The organism is Actinomadura sp. DC4, from assembly GCF_030406325.1.
Taxonomy (GTDB): Bacteria; Actinomycetota; Actinomycetes; order Streptosporangiales; family Streptosporangiaceae; genus Actinoallomurus.
Genome location: NZ_JAUEQY010000023.1, coordinates 59,724 through 83,221, shown reverse-complemented (window position 1 = coordinate 83,221; position 23,498 = coordinate 59,724). Strand labels below are relative to the sequence as shown.

The window sequence follows — 23,498 nt, the reverse complement described above, 5'->3', positions numbered from 1 at the left end:
ACCTTCCGGCCCACCGGGCTCCACCCGGTTGACCGCCGGCGCACGTTCACCAGGCGGAGGAGCCGCAACCCGGCCCTCCGCCCCTCCCGGCGCCACCCGGCCAACCGCCGGCACACGCTCACTAGGCGGAGGAGCGGCGGCCCGGCCCGCGTTGAATTCCGCGGTCTCCGGTCGCGGAGTGCCGGCCCGGACCGCGGTGGCGGGCTCCTCGCCCGCAGGCCGCGGCACCGCGTCGGAGCCACTCGGGTTAGGACGGCCGACCGTTTCGGGGGCAGCGCCACGGCTCCCCGCCGGGATGGCCGACGGGGCCTCATGGCCGACCGCGGCCGGCCCCCCCGAGCGGAACTCGGCACCGACGCCGCCCGTTCCGCTCACCTCGTGGAAGCCGGCCGAATTGACCGGGCCGGGCACGCGGACGCTCGCCCGGCCACCGCCCGGTACCGTCACCGCACCGGGGCGCGGCACCTTGCCGGTCCCGCCGATGTCCGGCGTCTTCCCCACCGGAGGCGCGTCCCCGCCCACCTTCACCCCGTCGAAGCCTCCGCCCCGTCCGGCGCCGTGAGCCCCGAAAACGCCTCCCATACCGGCGCCGAGGCCCGCCGCGACGGCCGGACCCCATGGCTCGGGTTTCCAATCGTGGTCCCCGATGATCGCGTGGCCGATGGCCTGGGGGACGAGGTCCAGTCCGGTGTTGACCGCGGCTCCGCTGATGGCCCCGCCGGCGAAGCCACCGACTTTCGCGGCGGCCTTAGCGCCCAGTCCGGCCGTTTTCGCGAGGACGCTCACCAGGTCGGAGATGACGCTCGAGAGGATCTTGTCGGCGGCGCTGAAGACCGCAGCACCGAACCGGGTGAACGGGATGATCATCGTGGCGAGTCCGACGATCTGGAGGATGATGTCGAGGATGGCCTCCTTCTTCATCTTGTCCACGGCTGCCGAAAGCTGGTCGCCGTAGTAGTTGATGGCGCCACCGACCGCGTACGCGGCGTCTCTGGCCTTCAGCAGGTTGCCCAGGATGGGGCCGCCGTAGTCGGCCGGGCTGCTGGCGCCGGCCGAGTCACCGGTCCCCCACAGGACCTGCATCGCCGAGGCGGCCTGGCCTGACCACGACATGCTCGCGACCCCGCCGGTCATCGAGTCGGCACGTTCGCCGAGCATGTCGCCGAACGCGATCCACTTGTCGCCCAGCGCGTAGATCGCGTCGATGTCGATACCGAGCCATATCTTGACGTCGCCGCTGCTAGCCATAAATCCTCTCCATCCTGAGTAAGGATGGTTAACCGCGTTCCGCTATCGGGCCATTACCAGGTCTCGGTCACCGCCGTCGTGGTGACGTCCGTGATGCTCGCCGGGTGACCGGAGTCACCGCCCCCATCTCCCGCCAAGGCCGTCGTCATGTCGGTGAAGAAGTCCTTGAGCCCCTGTTCCGCACCGGCGAACAGGGAGGCGACGATGTACACACCGTCCAGAACGATGTTCAGCGCACCGTCCTCCGGATGGTCATCGGTGCCGAAGAGCTCCTTCGCGACCGCCGTCCACCGGTCGCCGAAATCATTGGCCTCCTGAGCCGTCTTTCCCGCCCACCCCAGATTGAGGCTCTGAAGAGCGTCGACAATGACGCCGAGAGAGTCGGCGATGACCTGACTGTCCGACTCGATGTTCCTGGCGTGAACCAGAATGTCACGCGGCGAGACGATGAAAGTCTGGACACTGTCGTAATCTGCGAGAGAATCTGGCATGACGTGACCTCTCAGTCGGCGGGCAAAAAGGAGTGAATCAGTCAGTCGCGTCCGGAAGACGTCTGAGCGCCAACAGCGCCCCCTCAGTCCCGGCGTCGCCACTGCGGCGAACCATGACCGACCTCAGCATCAGCTTCCCCAGCTGGCCGTCGCCTCCGTCGGCAGGCTGCGCGGCCACTCTCAGCAACATCTTCTCCACGTGCTTTCCGTCGCCGCCGCCGTGAGAGTCAGAGTGTCTGCCGTCGGACTTGAGATTGAGGACGTTGACCTCTTCGGCATGCTTGTAGTTGTTGTATGCCGTCTGCATTCGCGTCGCCATGTCCGACAGCAGCGCGTTGAGATCCGTGCTGGCCGTCGTCAGCCACACCTTCACGTTGTCGAAGGTGACGGCCGACGGCGTGTCCCAGTCGTCCCGGCATTTATCGAACTCACTGGACACCCGGATCAGCGCGTCACTGATCAGGTCGTGCTGACTCTTGACGACGCCGATCACATGGTGCAGCTGACCGAGATCGACCCTGAACTCATCCCAGGTCTTCGGACTCGCCATAGGACATCCCACTCCGATCAGGCTTGGTACCGGACAGGTCCGCTTTCAGGTGCCGATCACGACTGGTCCGAATGATCCATATGCGCGGCCACCGGGTTCTCGGGAGGTGGCGGGAATATCGCCGCACGGTCGGTGGCGGCATAGGTCTGGCCCGCACGATCCACTCCCGCGATGAACTGTCCGACCAGTTCGATGGCGTTGGCGGCGAACTCGAGCACCTTCTCCTGGGCGGGGTTCATACTGGCCGCGAACTCCACCGCACTGGCGGCGGCCGGGCTCGGGTCCACGTGCTGGGTCCCGCTTCCCCCACCGCCGGACCACGGTCCTGACATGCTGGGAGAGGTGTTGGTGACGGTGGCGTTCTGGCCGAAGACGGTGTCCTTGCCGCCGAGGACCCCGGCGACCAGGTCCTCGTACGCGCCCACCAGGACCTCCGCGTCGGCGATCATGGTGTTCATGCCGCCGCGTATCGAGGCCAGGTTAACTGTGAATCCTGGAATATCCGGTATGTCCTTGGGCGGGTCACCCGCCCCGCCCGGAGGCGCGGGCGGGTCCTCATTGAACGAAGGCGGACCAGGGCTGCTCCATGGCGCGGGAACCGCCAGGTGCGGGACGTCGCCGGAGAAGTCCTTTCCCGCATCCGGGTTGGGCGAGTTGTCACCGTCATCGGCCGGCGGCTGGTAAGCCGGACCGTACTTCGGCTGGGAGTGACCCACTGTTCACACCTCCGTTGAGTTTCGGCGAGGCGGCGGTCAATGCGCCTCGACCCGGCCGGATCGCGCCCGGCCGGGTCGAACGCCCACCTGCGGCGAGAGGTCGTCGCGGTCTACTGGAAGTCGCACCCGGGATTCGGCGCGTCTTCCGACAGGGGGCTTCCGACCGGAAGGACGTAGACGACGTCGAGTACCACCGGCACCGCGCCGAGGTTGCGGCCGATGTGCACATGGTCCGAGCTGGAGGGCTCGACGATCGCGCTGCCGGTCCGGTAGACGCCGTCGGACTTGCACGTGGAGTCGAAGTGGCTGAGCGTGCCCTTCTTGACGTAGCCGAACAGGTTTCCGTCGTGGAAGTGCCAGCCGGTGCTCTGTCCCGGCGGCAGGGTGATCTCGCGTACGACGATGTGCTTGTCGCCCACGGTCTTCTCCGTGATGATCGTGCCGCTGACACCCGGACCGGCAGGGGTCGCGTCCGCCGCCGTCGCGGCGAGGGACAGGCCGGCGACGACAGCGCCAACGAGGGCGAACCGCCCTGAATATCTCATGGTGCTCCCGATCCTTATCAATCACTAGCAACGTACAAGGTTGCCCACTGACCGGGGCGCACGACTAGAACACCGATGCCAACGCGTTGAATGCTCGGTCGCCGCCGCACGTCCGACTTCACGAATGGCGCTGAAATCCCATTCGATGGCACGGATGTTCCGAGAACGATAACGAATCGCGCATGCCGGAAGCGCCATCTCTTCCGCTGTTTGAACACGCGTGATACATGTTTGAAACATTCGGGTCCGGGGCGTGCATCCTCCCGTCACAAAGGCGGGGCCATGGCCACCCATGGAAATGCCGCGCTCAATGGCCGTCAGTAGGTGACTGTCTGTGCGAGCAGTTCGTGGTCGAGAGGTGACCGGCCCGCGCCGCGCCGGCTCGGCCGACGACGGCGCGGACAGCCGGCCGGAAACCGCGCCGGCCGAGCCCGCATGGCGAAAGTCACGGTGGAGCGACACCTTCTGCGTGCAGGCCGTCGCCTACGACATTCCCCGTAACTGGACTCGTGGCACCCGCCGGCCGCAGGGTCGCAACCGCCGTCCGGCACGCAACGCGACGCGGACGGACCTCATCCGCGCCCGTAAGACGCTCGCGATGCGGCCCGTGCCGCGGGTCCAGGAGTTCATGGACACCGCGACCGAGATCGTGATCGCCGCAGGTGAGAAAGCGGACGTGGACGATGCCCGGACTCTGGTGGCCGCCGAGATCGCCCGCTCGGGGCGCGAGGCCGGAGTCGCACTCGCCCGGCGGCTGACCGGAGACGATCAGAAGCCGGACGAGAAGAAGCCGGACGGCGAGAAGGACATCACGCCGGAGACGCGATCCGGTCAGGACACGGTGTCGTACGAGGAGTTGCTCGACGGGATGCGTCTGGGCATGGCCGACGGCCGTCCGGTGGCACTGTGGCTGCCCGGCGCGCCTGAGCACGGGCCGCGTTTCGACGAGGACACCATCGCCGTGCTCGGCGAGCGGGTGCCGCCGGAGACCGTGCTCGTGATCGGCACGGAACATGACGGCCAGGTGATGGTCCACGGCCGGCCGGTGTCGAAGGAGACGCTGGAGGACGCCGTCGCGGCCAGGGCCCCCGGTGTGCGGCCGCTCCTCCTGCACCAGTCCGGCATCACGGTCGACCTGCCGGCGAGCGTCGAGGCGCACGACACGTCGATGTCCGCCGATCCGCCGGTGGCCTCGACGAGCGAGGCGCTGCTCGCCGAAGTGGACGCGCCACGCCCCCGGCGACCCTCGTCACGCGTCTCCGTACGCACCGACGTATCAAGGCCGTCGACGGTTCTCGGGCAACACGGCGATCCGGTGGAGGGCACCGCTTCGCCCCCGCCGCCGGCCAACGCACCCGTGACCGAGGACCTGCCGCTGGACGAGATGGCCCGCTCCATCGGCGTGCCACGCGCCGGGCTGCCGTACATGCGCCCGCTGCTCGACTCGCTCGCCGCCGAGCTGCGCCGCAGGCAGGTGGTCTTCACTGAGAAGAACAAGTCCGAGCTGGTGCAGCGGCTGCTCTCGAACTACCCGTACCTGCTGAGCGGCCGGACCGACGACGACGCGAGCGGGCTGGTGGTGCCGATCGGATCGGCCGAAGTCCTGATCACCTTCAATCCGAAGAATCCGCGGCGCGTCCGCCGCAACCCGGCCGGCTCGTACTCCACTCCGTCCAAGAACGCGGCCCCGAAAGGTGTCTTCAAGGCCATCGGCTCCATGAACGCCGCGTACGGCACCGGCGCGCATGTGGAGACGCACAGCGGGCAGACCAGCGCGACGCGGGGCAAGGTCGCGCTGACGTTCGGTGTCGGCGCGACGCCGAACGTGCTCAACGTGGTCAAGATCAGCGCATCGGTCTCCGGCGTCGCCAACCAGTCCAACCGGAGCACGTCGAACATCAAGGACGCCGAACGGGGGAAGGTCGAGGACAACCGGGTCGACGCGGAGCTGATCACCTACGGGCAGGTGAACATCTCCTACAAGATCCGCCAGCAGAAGAAGTCCGAGGCGCTTCCTCGCTGGCAGCGTCTGCGGCCCACTCGTATCAGGGAGTCGGGCAAAGAGTCGCTGCTGGTGTGGATACCGAAGCCGTACACCAAGAAGGCTCCGGAGCAGACGGTCACCGCGACCGGTGAAGCGGTCGAGGAACGGCAGACGAGACTGCCCAGGAACTACTTCGCGTCGGGCCTCACCAACGTCCCCAGACTGTTCGACGAGATCCTCACGGCGTTGAACGTGCAGGGCCTGCGGCTGCCGACGGGAAGCGTCACTCGCCAAGAGCTCCTGCAGAAGCTGACGAACCTCAACGCCCACCTGGACGACGCGGTCAACGAGCAGCGTGGTTACCAGATCACGCTCCACGACGCCCGGGGAGAGAAGATCGCCAAGGTGCGCGTGCGCAGCCGGCGGCTGTTCACGGAGCAGGCGCCGCAGGTCGGTGCGACGAGCGACAAGTCGCATCTGGAGGACGTCCGTACCGCGATCGACGGCAGCAGCGGCAGCCACACGCTGACCAACTCCAGCACGGTCATGCCGGTGGCCACCGAGTTCGACCTGCTGCCGGACCCGACCGGTGCCAAGAAGGCGGGCCTGAACGCCGGAGCCGCGGTCTCGTACACGAAGACGCGCACGGACACGCTGTCCGCGGGACGTACCGGCCTGCTCGTCTCGGTGCCGCGCTTCACCGGCCTCACCGCGGCGTACGACGTCCAGTTCCGGCACCAGGCCTCCGTCAGCGTCCGCGGTGGCCGGCGAGGCGTGACGGGCCCGGTCCCAGGGCACGGGCTGGTGCGGATGCCGGTGAAAGAGGCGTTCGCCCACGGCTTCGCGGTCGACCGGAAGGCCCTGGTGAGGGCGAAGCGGCCCAGCGGAGAAACGATGCCGTACCGGAGCGACGCGGTCAAAGGCTCCGGCCGCCGCCCGGAGGATCCGCAGGAAATGGACGTGCCGTTGCACGTCAAGGAGGGCAAGGGCATCGGAATGGGGCTCGTCCGGGTGGCGGACGGCACCGTCGACGCTCTACGGGAGCAGATCGAGCAGGAGGTGAACAGGTACGGCTTCCTGTCCCCGGACCAGAACGACCCCTTCGCCTCGCATCACTGGTACAGCCACGGCAATCGGCTTCGCCGACGGCTGAGCAACCAGGAGCTGCTGGACAAGATGATCTCCACGCAGGGCCTGGACTCGCACTACGACCAGATCCACCAGGACGGGATGACCTTCACCCTGCGGGTCAGCAGCGGCACCCTCGGCATGGACCTCGACGTCGACTCGGTCAAGGTGACCGTCAGGGCCCGGAAGAGCGAGACGACGGAACCCCGGTATCTCCGGACCACGGACGAGTACCACACGGTGAACCTGGCGATGGGAATGGACACCGCGGGCCAGGGCGTCGGCCACTCGCGCAAGCTCGCGTTCGGCGTCTCGATCCGGGCCCTGTTCGACCGCCTCAAGGGTGCCGCGACGAGCCTGGAGGCTCAGCGGACCGTGGGCGCCGCCGACAATGTCAGCTTCCTGAACAACCGCCCCGAGCTCCTGGAGTTTCCGGGCCCGGTCGATGAGTTCGAGCTGACCAGCGACTACGAGGTCAGCTTCGAGTACAAGAACTCCGCGCGGGTGAGGCCGGACGTCCAGCCGCCCGAACGGACGCAGAACAAGCTGCGCAAGCCCCCGCACACCCAGCGCACCCGGCGGGTCCCACTGCCGGGCCAGACGGCGGTGGCGCACCTGTTGCGGCTGGGCACCGCCGACCAGCGTACGCCGGGACCGGCGGGCACCGCCCCCCGCGACCTGCTCGACCAGGGGCTCGTCTACTTCATCGACACCACCGGCCTGCGAGAGCGGGCCGGCCGGGCGCTGACCGACCTGACCGGCCCGACCCTGCCCGCCGACTCCGACATCGACACCTTCGCCGGCACGATCGGGGTACGGGCCCATCTGCGGGAGATCCTCAACGGCGAGTACACCACCGACCGGCTCTTCGACACCGGACTGTTGCGTGACACCTTCGGCGCCGTGAACATCTCCGGTGATCTGCAGAACCTGGAGTTCAGCGGCTCCACGGGAGAGAAGTTCGTCAAGGGCGACATCAAGCTGTTCCTGGCGGAGAACCGGCTCACCGACAGCGATTCGCTGGGCCTCACCTGGGATCAGCTCGACGTGGCCGCCGGCGGCGACGTCGGGCACGCCGGGATGGTCGGCGAGGCCGACGTCAACCGGCACTGGCAGTGGAACACCTCGAAGTCCGACGGGCATTCCGGCGGCAAGGAACTGATCCAGCTCGACTTCAACCACGCGTACGCCTTCTCCGGCAAGATGCACTTCACGGTCTCGGCCCAGCAGGAGAAGCGTTCGAAGGTCGTGCCCTCCGGGAAGCCCCGGCGCCTGCAGGAGAACCGGCTCGACCCGCGCACCGTGATGTTCCTCCTGTCGGAGCCGGAGGCGCTGAAACGCTACGGGGACGGCACCGTACCGATCTCCGACAGGCAGCTCGCCGACGCGCTGAAACGCTGGCAGGACGAGAAGCTCACGCTCACCGGTGACACCGTCGCCAAGGTCCTCACCCGGTGGAAGGCCCATCTTTCCGTCGAGGCGGCGGCGTTGGAGGAGTTGGAGGGCCTGGCCATCTGGGACAGCGACGTTCCGCGGCTGCTCGAGCAGGCCGACGCCTTCGCCGACACGCTCACGCAGAGGCAGCCTGTGAGCGAGGCGCCCGTACGGAACGCTCAGGTCCGGCAGGACTTCAACAACGCCTTCGGGCGGCCGGTGCCGCTGGAGGCTCCCCGGGCTCCGTTCGAGACCGTCGACCTGTCCAAGAGCGGGGATCTGCTGGATTACGCGAAGGGCGCCGCGGACCTGACGGACGCAAGGCTGCGCGAGGCCATGGAATCCTGGCGGAACGGCGACCTCGCCCTCAGCGGTGAGACGGTGGCCAAGATCCTCATGCGATGGATGGTCGAGGTGCCCGCGTCGTCCGATGTGGAGGACGACCGGAACGCGTTCGTCCAGCTCCTGTACGGGCTGCATGCCAACGGGGGGTCGCCGATCTGGCACGAGAAGACGCGGGAGGCGTTCGAGGACCTCCTCACGCCGGAACAGCGGCCGATGCGGGATCCGAAGACCCCGATCGAGCACATGGAGCTGCCGGAGTACCTGAGGCGGGATGACCCGGGCGGCCGGATCCTCGGCCACAGCGGAATGCAGAGCTACCGGCACACCGACGGCCGGACCACCTACCAGCTCGTACGGGACAAGGTGGAGGCGATGGCGCCCGGCATGCTGGCCAAGGGGGCCGAGGTCTGGGACCGGAGCGGCCGGGTCATCGGGCGCATGCAGGGCGGAGTGGACGCGCTTCAGGCCATGCTGGCCGAGGGCCGGGACGTGGGCATGTTCGAGGAGTTCCTGTCCGCGAACGGATACTCCTTCTACCTCGTCAACCCGGTCGGCTGGCTGCTCACCGACGTCGTGGAGATCAACGTCTCCAGCGTCCTGAAGTCGGCGCCGAAGATCAGCGAGTTCGTGCCGCAGACCGGTATCGAGGTCTACGGGCACGGCTACAACAGCATCTCCACCTCCAAGTCCAAGGACGGCTCCCAGGCCCTGACGCCCGCCAAGCTCGGCACGGGCGGTCAGGAGAGCACCACCGCGTCCGACGCCGTCGCCGTCAAGGTCTCCGAAGGACACCACCGCGGAACCACGAGGGCCGAGACAGGGGTCACCGAGCAGACCGTCTACGACTGGTCCGGGCACTACCTGGCCGGCTTCGACGAGGAGATGACGATCAGCGTACGGCGGCTCAAGATGAACGGCCGGCCGCTGAACAAACTGCTGCTGAAGATGTTCGACGGAGCGACGCACCACGGCCGGGCCGAGCCACCGGGGCGGTTTCCGGGCCGGCTGGAGATCCAGGTGCCGCGCGCGATCGCCGAAGCCGGTGTCCTGCGCGGGCCGTCCGCCCTGCCCGACCTCGCCAAGCTGCCGAAGCTGCCGGGCAACGCGTTCATCTCCGGAGCCCTCCTCGACGACGCCCTGCCGATCGCCCAGAAGCTGCTGGCAGGGGTCTTCGAGCCCGGGGCGGTCGCGAAGCTGTTCGGGGCGAAGGCCGGGGACCCGGCGGCGGAGTCCAGCCGCTCGCTCCCGGTCCTGCTGTCACGGCTGCACCTGACCAACCATCTGCAGGAGGCGACCGACGAGCGCGGCTATCAAGTGGCCAAGGGCCTCATCATGCCCGGCGACGCCGACACCCGCGCGGACCTCTACCTCAAAGGCGGCCTGTACGACCTCGAGGTGATCGCCCAGATGAAGGACGGTACCGGCACCGGCCGCTACGCCAAGCACCAGAGCGGCACCACGACCTCCTCCAGCACCGATCAGGTACGTGTGGAGGGCGACTACCAGATCGACGGCTCCGGCGAGATGGGCAAACACCACCCGGACCAGCACGCGCACACCTGGGACGGCCAGAACTCCGGCAGCCGCATCACCTCGATGAAACAGGAGAGCGCCGACACCAAGAACTACCGCAGAGAGCAGCACGTCAAGGAACAGGGACCGGTCTACATGGTCCGGCTCCGCTTCGGCGGCCGGCTGCACGCCGACAAGTTCGAACACCACCTGTTCCGCGCGCCGACGCCCAAGGGGCGCCAGTACAGCGACCCGATCAGCGGCGACGTGTACGCGGAACTGTTCCAGGCCGAGGTCGACGAGCTGCGTGCTCAGATGGAGCGGACGAAAGCGGCGTGGCAGGAGCGGCCGGGAGAAGCAGCCCGGCGGCACCGGGAGTCCTGGCCGCACATGCAGGGCGCCCCCACCTTCGACCTCGCCCCGCTACTGACCGGCGCCGCGGGGAAACGCCTGGAGGCGATCCGCGCGTACCAGGAGGTGGCCCGGCAGATCCGCAACCGGATCGGCGGCGACCGGCCGGTCGTCCTCACCTCCGACGCCGCGACGCTGGCCAGGGAGGCGTACCGGGCGGTGCGGCCGTGGGCCGAGACGACGATGCAGGCCGATCTCGCCGCCGCTCTCGAGGCCGGCGTCCCCGTGGAGGTCCTACCGGACGTACCGGCCATCCTGCAGAACCACACGATCGACCCGGACGAGCGGACCATTGCCACGAGCGCGATGAACCGGGCCGTCAATGAGCTGATCGACGCCGTACAGGCCACACGCGACCAGGTGAACGCCGCGCTCGCCGGGCTGCCCGCGGCGCGCCTCGCCATCCTGCCCGAGCTGCCGCTCGAGGTGTCACTCCTCGGGCTGGACCCGGTGTACGTGGCCCGTGACGTGGCACACGCCCTGCACACTCACGTGCTCGTCGAGAGCCGGGAGGGCAACGTCGTCGGACGGCGGACATGGATCGACCCCGAAGGCGGGATGCACACCTTCGACCCGGCCCACAACCGGATCATCGGTGGCCGCCTCAGCGTGCTCGACGGCCTCGTCTGGGACTGGTTCACCGCGGACCTGGCACACCGTCGCGGGCTGCTGTCGGACCTGCACCACGCGGAGGTCCTCGATTTCGGGCTCGACGACGCCGAGGTGGGACGGCTGTACTTCCATGCGATCGCCCGCCGGCAGACGTTCGAGCAGGCCGTCGCGGGGGAGATCGCCGCCCGCCGCGCACGCGTGGAGACCCTGCTCAAGGAGCTGTCGGACCGGCGCCGTGCCGACCTGGCCGCCTTCGTGCCGGAGGACCACGAGCTGGACCGGCTGTACCGCCGCGCGGCGGCGCGCGGGCAGACCTTCAAGCAGGCCGCCGCCGAGGAGATCGCCGCCCGCCGCGCACGCCTGGACACGCTGCGCCCGGGGATGTCGAGGTGGGTGCGCCGGGCGTACGACGCCCGCCGGTTCTGGTACGACGACCTGGACTGGCGCCGTGCCGAGGACACGATCACCCGCCAGGAAATCGACTCACTGGACATGATGATCGCTCAACTGCGGGAAAGGCTGGCGGCGCCGTCTGCCCAGGACGACCCCAGGGCCCGAGCGCGAATCCAGGACTCGCTGGAAGGGCAGCTGCTGTACCGGGAGACACGCGCCGGCTGGCTGGCGGACGTCACTCCGACGCCGGCCGCCGAGGCCCGGGTGGACGAGGCGCACCGGATCCTGGGGCACCTGCGGACGCTCGCTCGGGGGGACGCGCCTGGACCTCCGTCGCAGGCCGCCATCACGCAATTGGGCGAATGGCTCGATGACCTCACCGCGCTGGGACGGATGGGCCGGGCGCCACGTGTTCGGTTTCTGTACGCTGCCGTGACGGGCACGACCGGCGAGACGATCGAGCGCGGACTCCGGCAGGCCCAGTCGGGCGACGTGTCGCTGGTGGCCGTCCCTGACCGGCCCGAGCTGCTCGTGGCGGTGAATCGGGACGGTGCCGTCCGGTGGTTCGACGCCGGATCGAGGCGGCCTGCGGGCCGGCCGGGCACCGTGGACGCCTCGCTGGACCTCGATCGGGACGGTGTCCCCAGCGACCTGGCCGATGAGCTGCCACGCCAAGCCCTCGACCAGGCGTTCTTCCAGCGGCTCCGGTCATCCGCCGCCGCCCTGGCCCGGCCGCCGCGTCCGCCTGTGGTCCCCGAGGGGCTGGCGATCACCGACGCGGTCCTGTCCGTGGAAGAGAACGGGCGCCCCGTGCTCCACCATCGCGATGAGGGCGGCCCCCACGCCGAGCCGCTGGCGGACTACGCGCCGGTCTTCTGGCTCACACACGACGCTCCGGACGAGGGCGTCACGGTGGAGGACATCGTCGCCGACGACTGGACCGACGCGCTGGACTTCCTGACGGCCGACCGCGACGCGAGCCTGCCCCAGCGGTTCCATCGGACACTCGTGCGGCGGTCGGACCGCCTGGTCGAAACGAGGAACGACCTGCCGGACGATCTGCCGCCCGGTACGTGGGTCGCCTTCCACGGCGCCGCCACGGGAGCGGCGGTCGCGCTCCCCGACGGGGCTTATCGCACGTACGTGCCGGGCGATCAGGTCCGGATCCTGCCGGCCGAGGATCTGCGCCGGCGGGCCGGTGAGCGCTCGGTGTTCGTGGTCGCCGAGCCCGACGACATGCTTCCCCTCTTGCTGCTCACGCCGCCGTCTCGGCCCGAGTCGCCCTACGAACCGGGACCCGGGTGGCAACACGACACGGAACCCGAGCCGCCGCGGGACCGGGACGCCGGGCACGGGCCGACCGTGACGGACCATCCGCCCCCAGAGGACCCACACCTCTACCGGAACGCGACCGGCGGCCACCGGGTCGGCGAGCGGGGCCTGGCCCAGGACGGCTGGCGGCATGTCGGCGCGCTGTCGGAGTTCGCCCCCGTCTCCTGGCTCACGCACGGCGCGCCGCCGGCCGGGATGACGCCCACCGACGTGATGGAGACCGACCTGCCCGCGGCAGTACGGTTCTTCGCCCGCGCCGAGCAGGTGATGACACGCGCGGACGCGGTCCGCGACCACCTCGCGGGACAGCCCGGCCGTAGCGTCGAGGTGACACGAACGCGGCCGGAGAACCTCCCACCGAAAACATGGGTGTGGTTCACCGGTCCCGGAGGCGACGGAGCCGTGCACGTGGGGGACGGTGTGGTGCGTCGCTTCGTCCCGCTGGGGACCACCCTCCGGGCGCGGGCCGGCGACCCGCTCCTGTTCAGGGACGCGCACACCTTCGTGGTCGCCCGGCCGGCCGTGGCCCACGACGTCACGCGGCCGGTCACCCCGGTACGGGACGCCGAGCCCCGCACCGGTCCCGCTCCGGACGACCGCGCGGTGTTCGCACCGCCGTGGGAGGAGACCGACCCGCGTACCGGAGAGGAGAGCGAGCGGCTCCCCTCGGCCTACCGAGGCGCGACGGAGCGGACGGCGGACGCGCTCCGCGCGCTGGAGGCCCGGCTCCTCGCGGCCGGCTCGCGAGCCTTGGCACTGGTGACGACGCAGGAGCCGGAGCGACGGCTCGTGGCGTACAACCGGCACGGCCGGATCCGGTGGTCGGAGTACCCATCCGGCCAGGCGGCGACGCCGCCCGAGGACGCGCGGGCGGCGGCGTACGTGACGCTGGACGATGACGGCACCCTGCTGGACCCGCCCGCCGGGGCCGGCGCGCCGGCCTTCCCACGGCTGTACGCCGCCGCCGTCGCCTCCCTGCGCGGGCCGAGAACGGCGAGCGCCACTCCACGGCGCCCCGCGGACGTGCGCCCCCGTCCGGACCGTCCCTCCGCGTTCCTGGGGGAGCCGCGGGCGAGGCTCGGACCCGACGGGCCGGCCGCCTTGCCACGCGTCCCGGAGACGGACGAGCGGCCGGTATGGCGGACGAACGTCGAGACCGACGACAGCGGTTTCGCGTGGTGGAAGTCTCCCTACAGCGGCGAAGACTGTGTCGAGGTCAGCGTGGTCTGGAGTTGATCACGGCGACCTCGACGCAGAACTCCCCGGCGCTCGCCGAGGAGCCCGTCCATCGCAGGCCCGCGGCGTCGGTCACGACGTTCGGTCTCACGCCCTCGCCCTTTTCCCGGAAGAAACCGGCGAAGTGCTCGTTCTCCTTCAAGCGGCGCACCTCGCTTCTGGCCAGCCGGCCGATGAGGCCACGCGGCACGCGCATGGCGAGGTGGCTGCCGGACGGCCCGTGCAGGGCGAGCGTCAGGTCGAAGGCGTAGTAGTCGTAGAGGCGCGTGCTCTCGCTGTTGCGTTCGAGGATGTTGCTCGTCTCCGCGGCCACGCCCTCGGCGCCTCCCCAGGACCGGTCGTACGGCATCGCCTCGGCCTCTTCGGCGGTGTCGGCGTTCACCTTGCCGCCGAGCGCGTCGAACCGCACGTCCCAGCCACTGGAACGTTCCTCTTTGTGCTCGCCGCCGGCCCGCTTCTGGACGTAGTTACGGCCCTTCAGCTCGGCCTCGGTGAGTTTCACCGCACCGTCGAGCGCGATGCCCACCGTGACGTCGCCCTTGGCGAGCGGGATCCGGAACGTGTGGGCGAGCAGCCGCCTGACCTGAGCCCGCAGGCTCGTCGAGCCCGCGCTCCCGGCGACCCGGATCCCCCGGCCGGTGCTCAGCTCGAAACCGGGTGGACGGGTGGCGGCGAGCGGATCGCCCGGCCGGCGCGTGAGCGGGATCGTCACGTACGGCGCCCACTCGCCGACGAGGGGGGCCGCGGCGAAGTGGACCTGCCCGATCAGCGGCGCCAGCTCGGCCTCCACCGGGGACGGCCGGACCTCGTCCCAGCGGACGTCCTCGGGCGTGACCGGCCGGCGGCCGGCCGCGGGGCCGCCCGACGCCGCGGTCACGTGCTCCGGCACCAGCAGCCGTGCCGAACCGGCGATCCCGTCGGCGTCCTCCGTCCAGATGGTCCGGCGGCGGTACCAGAACCTCTCCAGGACGTCACTCCCGAGGAGGTCGCCGATGCCGAGGAGCCCGCGCCGTGACACCGAGGCGAGCTGCCGTACGCCCGGGGGCGGTTCGGTGGTGCCGACCAGCTCGATCGTGTACCGGACCTCATGGTTGAACTCATAGGAACGGTCGCGGGCGGTGACGCGCGAGATGTCCTTGACGTTGACCTTCTTCGCGGTCTCCACGGCCTTGCCCCAGGTACGGCCGACCTGGCCGCTTCCGCCGCCGAATCGCTCCGGCTTGTATCCGGCGCCGTAGACGACCCCCTCCGCCGTGGTGGTGACCGAACGGTGCCGTTTGTTCTCCTTGGTCTCGATGCCCTGGCTGCGCAGCATCAGCTTGGCGTCGGGCCGATGCCGTGCGTCGGTGGTCGGCAGGAGCTCGCCGCGGACCCGGACGCCGAGGTAGCGGGTGGCGCCGAAGCCCACGTCGAGAGGGAGCCAGGCCAGGACGCCCGTGCCGAACAGCGTGAGATGTTGCCTGCGCAACCCCTCCTGGGAGTACCGCGCCCGCAGTACCTGCATCAGCGCCGAGTCGGTCGTCTCCTCTGACGCGGCCAGCGCTCCTCGCCGCCGCAGCAACGCGACCAGGCGGGGCATCACGCGCTCCGCGCCGAGGAGCTCGGGGTAGGACGAGCCGAGGGCCAGGTCCGGGTCGAGGTAGGTCCGCGTCACCGGTTCCGGCAGGTCCGCGGACGGTCGGGGCAGCGCCAAGTCCGCGGCCAGCCGGTCCGGCACCATGAAGTCCATCGCGTCGCGCGCCTCGAACACCACCGGCTCGCCCCGCCGGACCTGGCCGCTCTTCGACCGGACGGCCGAGATCTCGAACACCAGGCCGGACCGGTACGTGTGCGTCAGCCCCGCGTACGTGACGCGGCTGACGTCGATGCCGCCGGTCTCATCGGTGTCGGTGTCGCTCCACTTGACCGACTTCTGCCCGACGGCCTGGACCTTGACCTGGTCGGTGCCCCGGCGGGTCTCCCCCGCGACCGCCTCTCCGGGCTCGCCGTCCTCCGTCTTCACCTTGGTGCGGACGCGCAGGCCCAGCGTGCCGGCCGCGACCAGCGTACGGTCGGTGCCCTTGGACGTGCCGAGCCTGGCGTTGCCGCTCGCGTAGTGCTCCAGCTCGACCTCACCGGACCACACACGCCGGGTGTCGACCGCCCGCGCCTTGAGCTGGAGGGAGTACGACCAGCCGTCCTGCTCGAACAGGTCGACGAACATCCCGTTCTCGCTGGTGAGCGCGGCGATGTTGGCCTCCAGGAAGGACGAGGTGGTCGCGCGGCGGATGTCCGCGGAGACGTCCCACCGCTCGCGCGGCCGCGGTCCCCCGGCGAGCCTGGCGACCCTCTCGCCCGCCACCAGGGCGAGCCGGGGCAGCGCGACGATCGCGGAGTACAGGCCCGGCGCGCCCTGCGACAGGTCGGTCACCCGGTCCGCGGGCGGGAGCTCCGGCAGCCGTACCAGCCGGCCCAGATCCGTCAGCTCGGTCAGGCGAGGCGGTGTCTCGGGCTGGTGCTGGACGGGTACGGCGACACGCGCGACGAGCTCGTCCCCGGTCACGAGGCGCTGAAGACGGGCGACGACGGCCGTCTTCTTCTTGATCCGCACGTCGACCCGGTAGCGCATCTCCCGGATGATCTCAACGGCGGGACCGTCGGTCTCGGTCCGGCGGTACCCCTTGCTCCCGGCGCTCCAGGCCAGCCCCTTGGACCGTCCGTAACCGCCGCCGGCGGAGACCTTCCCGATCTCGATGTTCGTACGGCTCAGATCGCCGAGGCGAGCACGGCCGTCGACTTTGAGCGACGCCTCCCACGCGTCTCCGCGGTCCGCCGAGGCGCCCTCTCCGGCGACGCTGCGGGCGTTGACCGTCAGGTCGTGTTCGTCGGCCCCGCGGCCCCGTCCCAGTTCACCGGTGACCGAGATGTCCACCGTGTGCCCGCCCAGGGTGGCGTTGTACTCGATCCCCGTCAGGACCGCCGTCAGGTCCGCCTCCAGCGCCGTGGTGCCGAACGTCACGTCGAGCTCGCGGCTCACCTGCCCCCACTCCTGCGCCTTCGCCGCGTTCTTCACGCGCTCGAGCAGGAATCCGCGGATCTCCTCGAGCACCCGTTCCGAGCCCGGCAGCCGGGTCTCGTGCCCCAGGCCGGTGCCCACGCCGGCGGCGAGCGCGGGCGGCTCCCGTGGATCGGGGTCGTGCAGGACGCGGCCGGGCGGGAAGGGGCCGGCCACCTCGCCGGCGGCTCCGATGACGAACTGGTGCCGCGCCGGATTCGGCACGGGCGCGGGCGCGGGGGCGCCGGTGGCGTCCAGCTCCGTGTAGTCGGCGGCGTACAGGCGAGCCCGTCCCGACGCCGCCAGGCCGAGTGCCGTCCGCCACGCCGGAGGTTCCTCGCCGGTCCACGCGCTGCGGCGGATCATCAAGGGCTCGGGCGACCGCCGCGCGAACTCCTCCAGCTCCTCGGGCGTACGTACCGTGCTCCCGCCGGGCAGCCGCGTCGTCCGGAACCCGAAGCCGCGCTCCGGCGCGGCGAGGTCGGTCAGCGTGCGCATGGCGGGGGTCCCGGCCGCCACGTCGGTGTCGTACGCGCGCAACGGCGCGGACCGGACCTCGCCGAGGAGCGCCGTCTCGAAGTCGCGTGCCTCTTTGTGCGGCACCGCGATCTCGGCCACCACCGGGACCTCGAACGGGTCCACGCGGTGGGTGGAGGACTCCACCTCGATCGCCAGGTCCGCGACCGCCCGGTACCGGGCCAGCCGCGTCTTGCGCATGAGCGTGGCCTTGGGGAGCCATTCCGCGTCGGCCCCCATCGAGTGCGACCTGGACCACTTCAGCGACATCCCGGCATGGAGATAGCCCTTGCCGAACAGGCCGGGATGGTGGATGCCGCCCGCCTGGACGCCGTGGGTGTACTCGAAGGAGCTCGCGAAGGAACGCCCGCTCCGCCGGGTGCCGAGCAGCCCCAGGTCGTCGCGGATGGTGCCGGGCGCCTCGTCCTCGTACTCCAGCCGCCGCAGCCGCCAGACCGCGCGCACGTGCCCGCGGAACGACCGGGCGAGGCCGGTCCGCGCGTGGACCGGGTCCGACGTGCGGCCGCTGGTCGTCCACGCGCGTGAGCCGTTCTTCAGCGACTGCTCGTCGAACATGGTCGGCAGCAGGTCGGTCAGGATCTCCGCGACCGTCTTCGCCGGCAGCCCGGCGGCGAGCAGCCGCTGCTGCAGCTCGACGCCCACCGGCTCGGCGCCCACGGCGCCCACGACCATGTGGAACCGTGACGCCGCGCGCGCCCGTGCCGCGGAGACCACGTGCGCCGGCGGCCGGGCGGGCGGCACCGCGCCTCCGGGGCGCAGGAAGGCGCGGGGAAAGGGCACGCGCACGACCTCGGGCAGGACCACGTCGTGATGGGCGCGCCGGCCGTCGACGAAGACGTGGAAGTCCACACCCGCGGCGAAGGAGTGCAGTTCTTCGCTGATGGTCTTGCGGCCGGCGATCGCCTGCACCTTCGCCTCGTGACGCCGCCGCGACGACGACGAGAACCGCAGCCGCGGCAGCCCCATGAAGATGGAGGAGAGCACGGACGAGGCCATTCCGAAGATGCTGTTGACCGCGGTCTCATAGCCCCGGGTCGTCTCCGTCTCCCGGTACCGGCTCGCGGACAGGCCCCCGAACGTCACCGGGTACTCGCGCGGCCGCTCCCCCGGGCCCGGCGGCAGGTGCCGGAAGTCCCGCAGGACCGGGTGGAGCCAGACCAGGTGCCCGTCGACCGCGAACGCCTGGCCGGACTGCAACAGGTTCGTCCACCGATCCCGGTCGGCGTGCTCGTCCGCGGCGAGTGTCGCGGCGTCGGACGGCCGGAGCGCTTCGGTCAGCCGCTTCTTGATCGCCGCGCGGACCTGGGACGTGACCTCCCGCGGAAGCGCCCGGACGACGCGGTCGGCCTCCGCGGCCGCGGTCGCCTCGTCGGCCGGCAGGTCGACCCGCTCGACGGCCGTGTCGCCCAGCGCGTCTTCCTCGGTGAACCAGGGCGGTGCCATCGGCGCGGGCGGGGGCGGCGCGGGCGGTTGGGGCGGCTGCGGAGGCTCGGCCGGCCGGCCGTCGTCGATCGCGCCGGCGAGCCAGCCGAAATCCCGGACGAAGTCCTCTTCCCCGGACGGCGGCTCCATCGCCATCGCCTGTACGCAGAAAGCGGTGGCGCTCGCGGTGGACGTGCGCCACGAAATGGTCCGGCCGGTCATTCCTGTCCTCGTGCCGAGATCCTCTGAGGAAAATGAGCCCGATCGCCGAAACCTATGCGGCGGCGCACGTCGCTTTCGGCAAGGCCAGGTGAAGACAGGCTGAACAGTGGCTACCGGTGAACGAGTATTCGGGCCCCTGGAACGACCGCTGTTTCCGCGGCATGAATTCGGCGTGACGGACGCCGGTTCGTCATCGGTCGCCGATCCGGTGACGCGTTATCTGCAGCTCTTCGAGGTCGAGATCGGTCTGGATCCTGCGCAGCACGGTGTCGTCGATCTCGCCTTCGTCCCGCATCCGGACGACGGTCTCGTGCTGGTGGGCGAGCACGGCCAGGCGCAGGGCGGTGTACTGCTCCTCCCAGTCCAGCGCGTCACCCGCCTCCTCCTCGTCCGCACGCAGGACGCGCAGCCGCTGGTCGAACTCCGCCCGCAGCCGGCCGGCGACGTCCTCGCCGGTGCCGAGGTCGCCGGCCAGCGCGGAAAGCGCGTCCAGGGCCCGCTCGGTGGCGGTGATCTCGGCGAGGCGGCGTTCCCGTTCGATCGCCGCGTCGCCGCCGAGCCGGGCCCAGCGCACCACCGAGGGCAGCAGCGGTGCCTGCACCAGCAGCGTCACGGCGATGACGCCGGCGGTGACGAAGACGATCAGATCACGGCCCGGGAAGGCTCCGCCCGAGTCGAGCGTGCGGGGCACCGACAGGGCCGCCGCCAGCGAGACCGCCCCGCGGAAGCCGGCGGCGGCCATGACGGTGCGCGGGCGGGCCCCGAGGCGCAGCGACCGCTGCCGTGGCGTGCGGTCGAGCACGCGGATGACATACGGGCTCGTGAACAGCCAGGCGAACCGTACGCCGATGATGGCCGCGGAGATCGCGGCCACCGCGACCAGGCCGCGGGTCAGCCCGACGGTGCTCAGCCCCCGGACGGCCGACTGGACCTCGAGCCCGACCAGCACGAACAGCGCGGCGTTGGCGAGCGAGGTGACGAAGTGCATGACGGTCTGGACGTACTGCCGGGCGTGGGCCGTGAACAGGCGCGGCGACGCCTGGCTCACCCACAGGCCACTGACCACGACCGCGAGCACGCCCGAGGCGTGGACGGCCTCGGCGATCAGGTAGGCGGTCAGGGGCGTGAGGACCGCGAGGAGGTTGTGCTGGAACGGGTCGTGCAGACGCCGGCGGACCCACACGCTCAGCCAGGTGGCGGCAAGGCCGATGGCGACACCGCCGGTGTAGGCGAGCAGGAACATGCCGCCGACGCGTACGAGGCTGAAGTGCTCCTCACCGATCGTGACGCCGACGGCCAGCGCGTAGATCACCAGCGCGGTGCCGTCGTTGACCAGGCTCTCCGCGCGGAGCGTGGTGGCGATGCGACGCGGCAGCGCGCGGCCCAGCACGCCGACGGCGGTGGCGTCGGTCGGCGCGACCGCGGCGCCGAGGACCCAGGCCGGGCTCCACGGCAGGCCGAGCGCGTGCGCCGCCACCGCGACCACCGCCGCGGTGGCGGCGACCAGGATGGTGCTGAGGAGCACGATGACCCGGAGGTTCCCGCGGATCTCGCGGAGCGATGAGGTGAAGCTCTCCCAGTACAGCAGGACGGGGAGGAACAGCAGGAGGACCGCCTCGGGCGGCAGGTGCACCGCGCGCAGGGCGGGCACGAATCCCAGCAGCACCCCGCCGACGAGGAGCAGTGCGGGCGGCGCGAGGTTCAGCCGGCCGGCGAGGCCACGGCAGGCGAGGATGACCACGCCTACCGCGACGACGAGCGTGAGACTCGCCAAGTCAGGCTCCACTCATCGTCGCCCACGCCTGCCGCTCGAACCGGCTCCTACCAGCCAGTCTCCCACAGGGACCGGACGCCGGATGGTGATCTCGCCGGCCGGTGTGCTAAGCCTGAATGACCTGATGGACCAGGTGGTGGGGTGCTGACGATGATGTTCAGCGAGTACGACGGCGGAACCTGCTTCGAGGAATCCCTGGCCTCGGCGGAGCGCCGTCACACCGAGCTGATCAGGCTGGTGAACGAGCAGGCGGCGGTACGCCGGACGGCGATGCTGGTCGCGCACGGCCTGCCGCCGGACAAGGTCTTCCAGGAGGTCGCCGGCGCGGTCGGGTCGATGCACGCCGCCGACTACAGCGTCATCAGCCGCTACGAGCCGGATCTGACCATGTCCGTCGTCGCGTTCTGGGCCGCCCCGGAGGCAGGCGACGTGAGGATTCCGTCCGACCTGCACTGGAAGGCAGATGACTCGGGCGCCGCGGAGGTGCTCCGTACCAACCGGCCCGTACGACGGGTGACCAGTCAGATCGGCGGCGACGTGGGCGAGTGGTCCAGGTCCGTGGGCATCGAGCATGTCATCGCCTGCCCGATCAAGGTCGAGGAAGAGGTGTGGGGCGAGCTCGCGGTGCTCTATCGAGCCCCGAGGCCGCCACCGGACGGCACCGAACACCACGTGGCCAACTTCGTGCAGCTCCTCGGCTGCACGATCGCGCAGGCCGAGAGCCGCGCCGAGCTCATCGCGTCGCGCGCCCGCCTGGTCGGCGTCTTCGACGCCGCGCGCCGGGCCCTCGAACGCGACCTGCACGACGGCGTCCAGCAACGTCTCATCTCCCTCGGTCTGCAGTTGCGCGAGGCGGAGGACTGCCTGACCCCCGACCAGCGAGTGCTCGGAGGGCACCTCCGGCGCATCGACGAGGATCTGCGGGAGATCAGGCGTCAGGTGCACGAGATCTCCCACGGTCTGCGGCCGGCGGTGCTCTCCCGCGGCGGCCTGGACTCCGCCCTCCTCTCGATGACGCGCCGCTTCACGATCCCCGTCGACTTCGACGTCGACTTTGCGGAGCCCCTGGACGAGTCGAGCGAGATCGCCATTTACTACCTCGTCTCCGAGTCGCTGACGAACATCGCCAAGCACGCGAACGCCGACCGGGCCGCCGTACGGGCGGGCCGGGACGACGACCGGGCCTGGATCGAGATCTCCGATGACGGAGGCGGCGGAGCCGACCCACGTGACGGGTCGGGCATCATCGGCCTCCAGGACCGCGTCGAGGCGCTCGGCGGCACCTTCCGCATCATCAGCCCGCAGGGCGAGGGGACCGTGATCCAGGCGACCGTGCCCGCGTAGACGCGAGGAAGAGGAGGAGACCGGCGGCGGTGAGCACGAAGCCGGCGCAGACGGTCGACAGGGTTTCCAGCCCGGCGTCCAGCGTCGCCGCTCCGCCGAGGGCGCCCAGGGCGTTGGCCAGGTTGAGCGCGGCGAGGTTGAGCGCGCCGACGAGCGCGGGTGCCTCGGGCGCGGACCTGTTCAACAGCACCTGGATCGCCGGGATCGCGAACATCATCGTGGCGCCGACGCCGAACATCGACGGGAACAGCACGCTCAGGTGATCGCCGAACAGGCCGAGCACGACCAGGACCATCAGTACGCCGACGTAACCGCTGACCAGGACCCGGGCCGGGTGGGCGTCGGCGAAACGGCCGCCGAGGGCGTTCCCGGCCGCCATGCCCACTCCGAAGATCGCCAGCGCCACCGGGATCATCGCGGCGTCCGCCAGGGCCGCGTCGGTCACGAACGGCCCGGCGAAGGTGTAGACCGCGAAGATGCTGGAGATGCCGAGCGCGGCGACCGCCATCGTCACCCACACCATCGGCCTCCGCAGCACGGTGAGCTCCCGGCCGACGGGCTCCCCGTCCAGGTCCGTGGTGCGCGGCACCCAGACCCACAGGGCCGCCAAGGCCAGCACTCCGACCCCCGCGACGGCGATGTACAGCATGCGCCAGCCCGCGTGCTGACCGATGAACGTCCCGGCCGGGGAACCGACGACGGTCGCGACCGTCAGACCGGTCATCACCGTGGCGAAGGCCTTGCCGCCCTTGCCCGGGCCGTAGACGTACGCCGCGACGACCGCGCCGGCGCCGAAGTAGGCGCCCTGGACGGTACCCGTGAAGAATCGTCCCGCGATCAGCAACCAGATGTTCGGCGCGAGCGCGGACCACTCGTTGCCCACCAGGAACAGGCCGACCAGGCCGAGCAGGAGCGTCCGGCGGTTCAACCGCGCGAGGGCCACCGTGATCAGCGGTGAACCGATCATCACGCCGAGGGCGTACGCCGTGATCGCCCAGGTCGCCAGCGGTACCGAGACGCGCAGCTCCGAGGAGAACGACTGGATGATGCCGTTACTCCCGAACTCCCCCGACCCGATCGCGAACGTGCCCAGGGCCAGCGCGAACAGCGTCAGTCTGCGCTTCGGCCGTTTCCCCGGTTCGTGGCGGCTCTCCTCCACCTCACACTGGCTCTTGTAGGCGTGCCGGTACATGTCCACCTTCCGCGTCTCGTCGTGGTCCACCGGCTC

The 23,498-nt window shown here is 70.5% G+C and carries 10 protein-coding genes; 3 read left to right on the top strand and 7 right to left on the bottom strand.

The genetic code is table 11. From position 1 onward, the window contains the following. The first annotated feature begins 558 nt into the window (after window positions 1-558). On the top strand, window positions 559-1,104 hold the full coding sequence (locus QWU11_RS32165) for a hypothetical protein (RefSeq protein WP_290118238.1): 546 nt from the start codon (window positions 559-561) through the stop codon (window positions 1,102-1,104). Window positions 1,105-1,301: 197 nt separating this feature from the next. Here QWU11_RS32165 and QWU11_RS32160 read toward each other — a convergent pair whose 3' ends face one another. The 4 genes from QWU11_RS32160 to QWU11_RS32145 form a co-directional block, all read right to left on the bottom strand. After that, window positions 1,302-1,739, bottom strand: a complete 438-nt coding sequence (locus QWU11_RS32160; protein ID WP_290118237.1) for a hypothetical protein — start codon at window positions 1,737-1,739, stop codon at window positions 1,302-1,304. Between the two features lie 37 nt (window positions 1,740-1,776). Next, window positions 1,777-2,289 carry a WXG100 family type VII secretion target gene (locus tag QWU11_RS32155; protein WP_290118236.1) on the bottom strand — a complete coding sequence of 171 codons (513 nt, stop codon included), beginning with the start codon at window positions 2,287-2,289 and terminating at the stop codon, window positions 1,777-1,779. Window positions 2,290-2,345: 56 nt separating this feature from the next. Beyond that, entirely contained in the window at window positions 2,346-2,747 is a 402-nt protein-coding gene (locus QWU11_RS32150) for a hypothetical protein (RefSeq protein ID WP_290118235.1), read from the bottom strand. 368 nt (window positions 2,748-3,115) lie between these two features. After that, a complete protein-coding gene (locus tag QWU11_RS32145) occupies window positions 3,116-3,550 on the bottom strand; it encodes a cupin domain-containing protein (protein WP_290118234.1) in 435 nt (144 codons plus the stop codon). A gap of 358 nt (window positions 3,551-3,908) precedes the next feature. Between QWU11_RS32145 and QWU11_RS32140 the strand changes: the two genes are divergently transcribed. Further along, window positions 3,909-13,937 carry a hypothetical protein gene (locus tag QWU11_RS32140; RefSeq protein WP_290118233.1) on the top strand — a complete coding sequence of 3,343 codons (10,029 nt, stop codon included), beginning with the start codon at window positions 3,909-3,911 and terminating at the stop codon, window positions 13,935-13,937. Here QWU11_RS32140 and QWU11_RS32135 read toward each other — a convergent pair. After that, entirely contained in the window at window positions 13,918-19,152 is a 5,235-nt protein-coding gene (locus QWU11_RS32135) for a hypothetical protein (protein ID WP_290118232.1), read from the bottom strand. The two genes, QWU11_RS32140 and QWU11_RS32135, sit on opposite strands and share 20 nt — an antisense overlap. A 190-nt stretch (window positions 19,153-19,342) precedes the next feature. Further along, entirely contained in the window at window positions 19,343-20,926 is a 1,584-nt protein-coding gene (locus QWU11_RS32130; RefSeq protein ID WP_290118231.1) for a Na+/H+ antiporter, read from the bottom strand. 150 nt (window positions 20,927-21,076) lie between these two features. Here QWU11_RS32130 and QWU11_RS32125 point away from each other — a divergent pair, with 150 nt between their 5' ends. After that, complete coding sequence (locus QWU11_RS32125; RefSeq protein ID WP_290118300.1) at window positions 21,077-22,270, top strand: GAF domain-containing sensor histidine kinase; 1,194 nt, start codon at window positions 21,077-21,079, stop codon at window positions 22,268-22,270. Here QWU11_RS32125 and QWU11_RS32120 read toward each other — a convergent pair. After that, a complete protein-coding gene (locus tag QWU11_RS32120) occupies window positions 22,221-23,492 on the bottom strand; it encodes an MFS transporter (protein ID WP_290118230.1) in 1,272 nt (423 codons plus the stop codon). The two genes, QWU11_RS32125 and QWU11_RS32120, sit on opposite strands and share 50 nt — an antisense overlap. Window positions 23,493-23,498: the final 6 nt, after the last annotated feature.

What these genes read in the sequence shown, in the direction of transcription:
- QWU11_RS32160 (WP_290118237.1), bottom strand. Translation starts at nt 1,739, where the DNA reads ATGCCAGATTCTCTCGCAGATTACGACAGTGTCCAGACTTTCATCGTC.
- QWU11_RS32155 (WP_290118236.1), bottom strand. Translation starts at nt 2,289, where the DNA reads ATGGCGAGTCCGAAGACCTGGGATGAGTTCAGGGTCGATCTCGGTCAG.
- QWU11_RS32150 (WP_290118235.1), bottom strand. Translation starts at nt 2,747, where the DNA reads ATGAACACCATGATCGCCGACGCGGAGGTCCTGGTGGGCGCGTACGAG.
- QWU11_RS32145 (WP_290118234.1), bottom strand. Translation starts at nt 3,550, where the DNA reads ATGAGATATTCAGGGCGGTTCGCCCTCGTTGGCGCTGTCGTCGCCGGC.
- QWU11_RS32135 (WP_290118232.1), bottom strand. Translation starts at nt 19,152, where the DNA reads ATGACCGGCCGGACCATTTCGTGGCGCACGTCCACCGCGAGCGCCACC.
- QWU11_RS32125 (WP_290118300.1), top strand. Translation starts at nt 21,077, where the DNA reads ATGATGTTCAGCGAGTACGACGGCGGAACCTGCTTCGAGGAATCCCTG.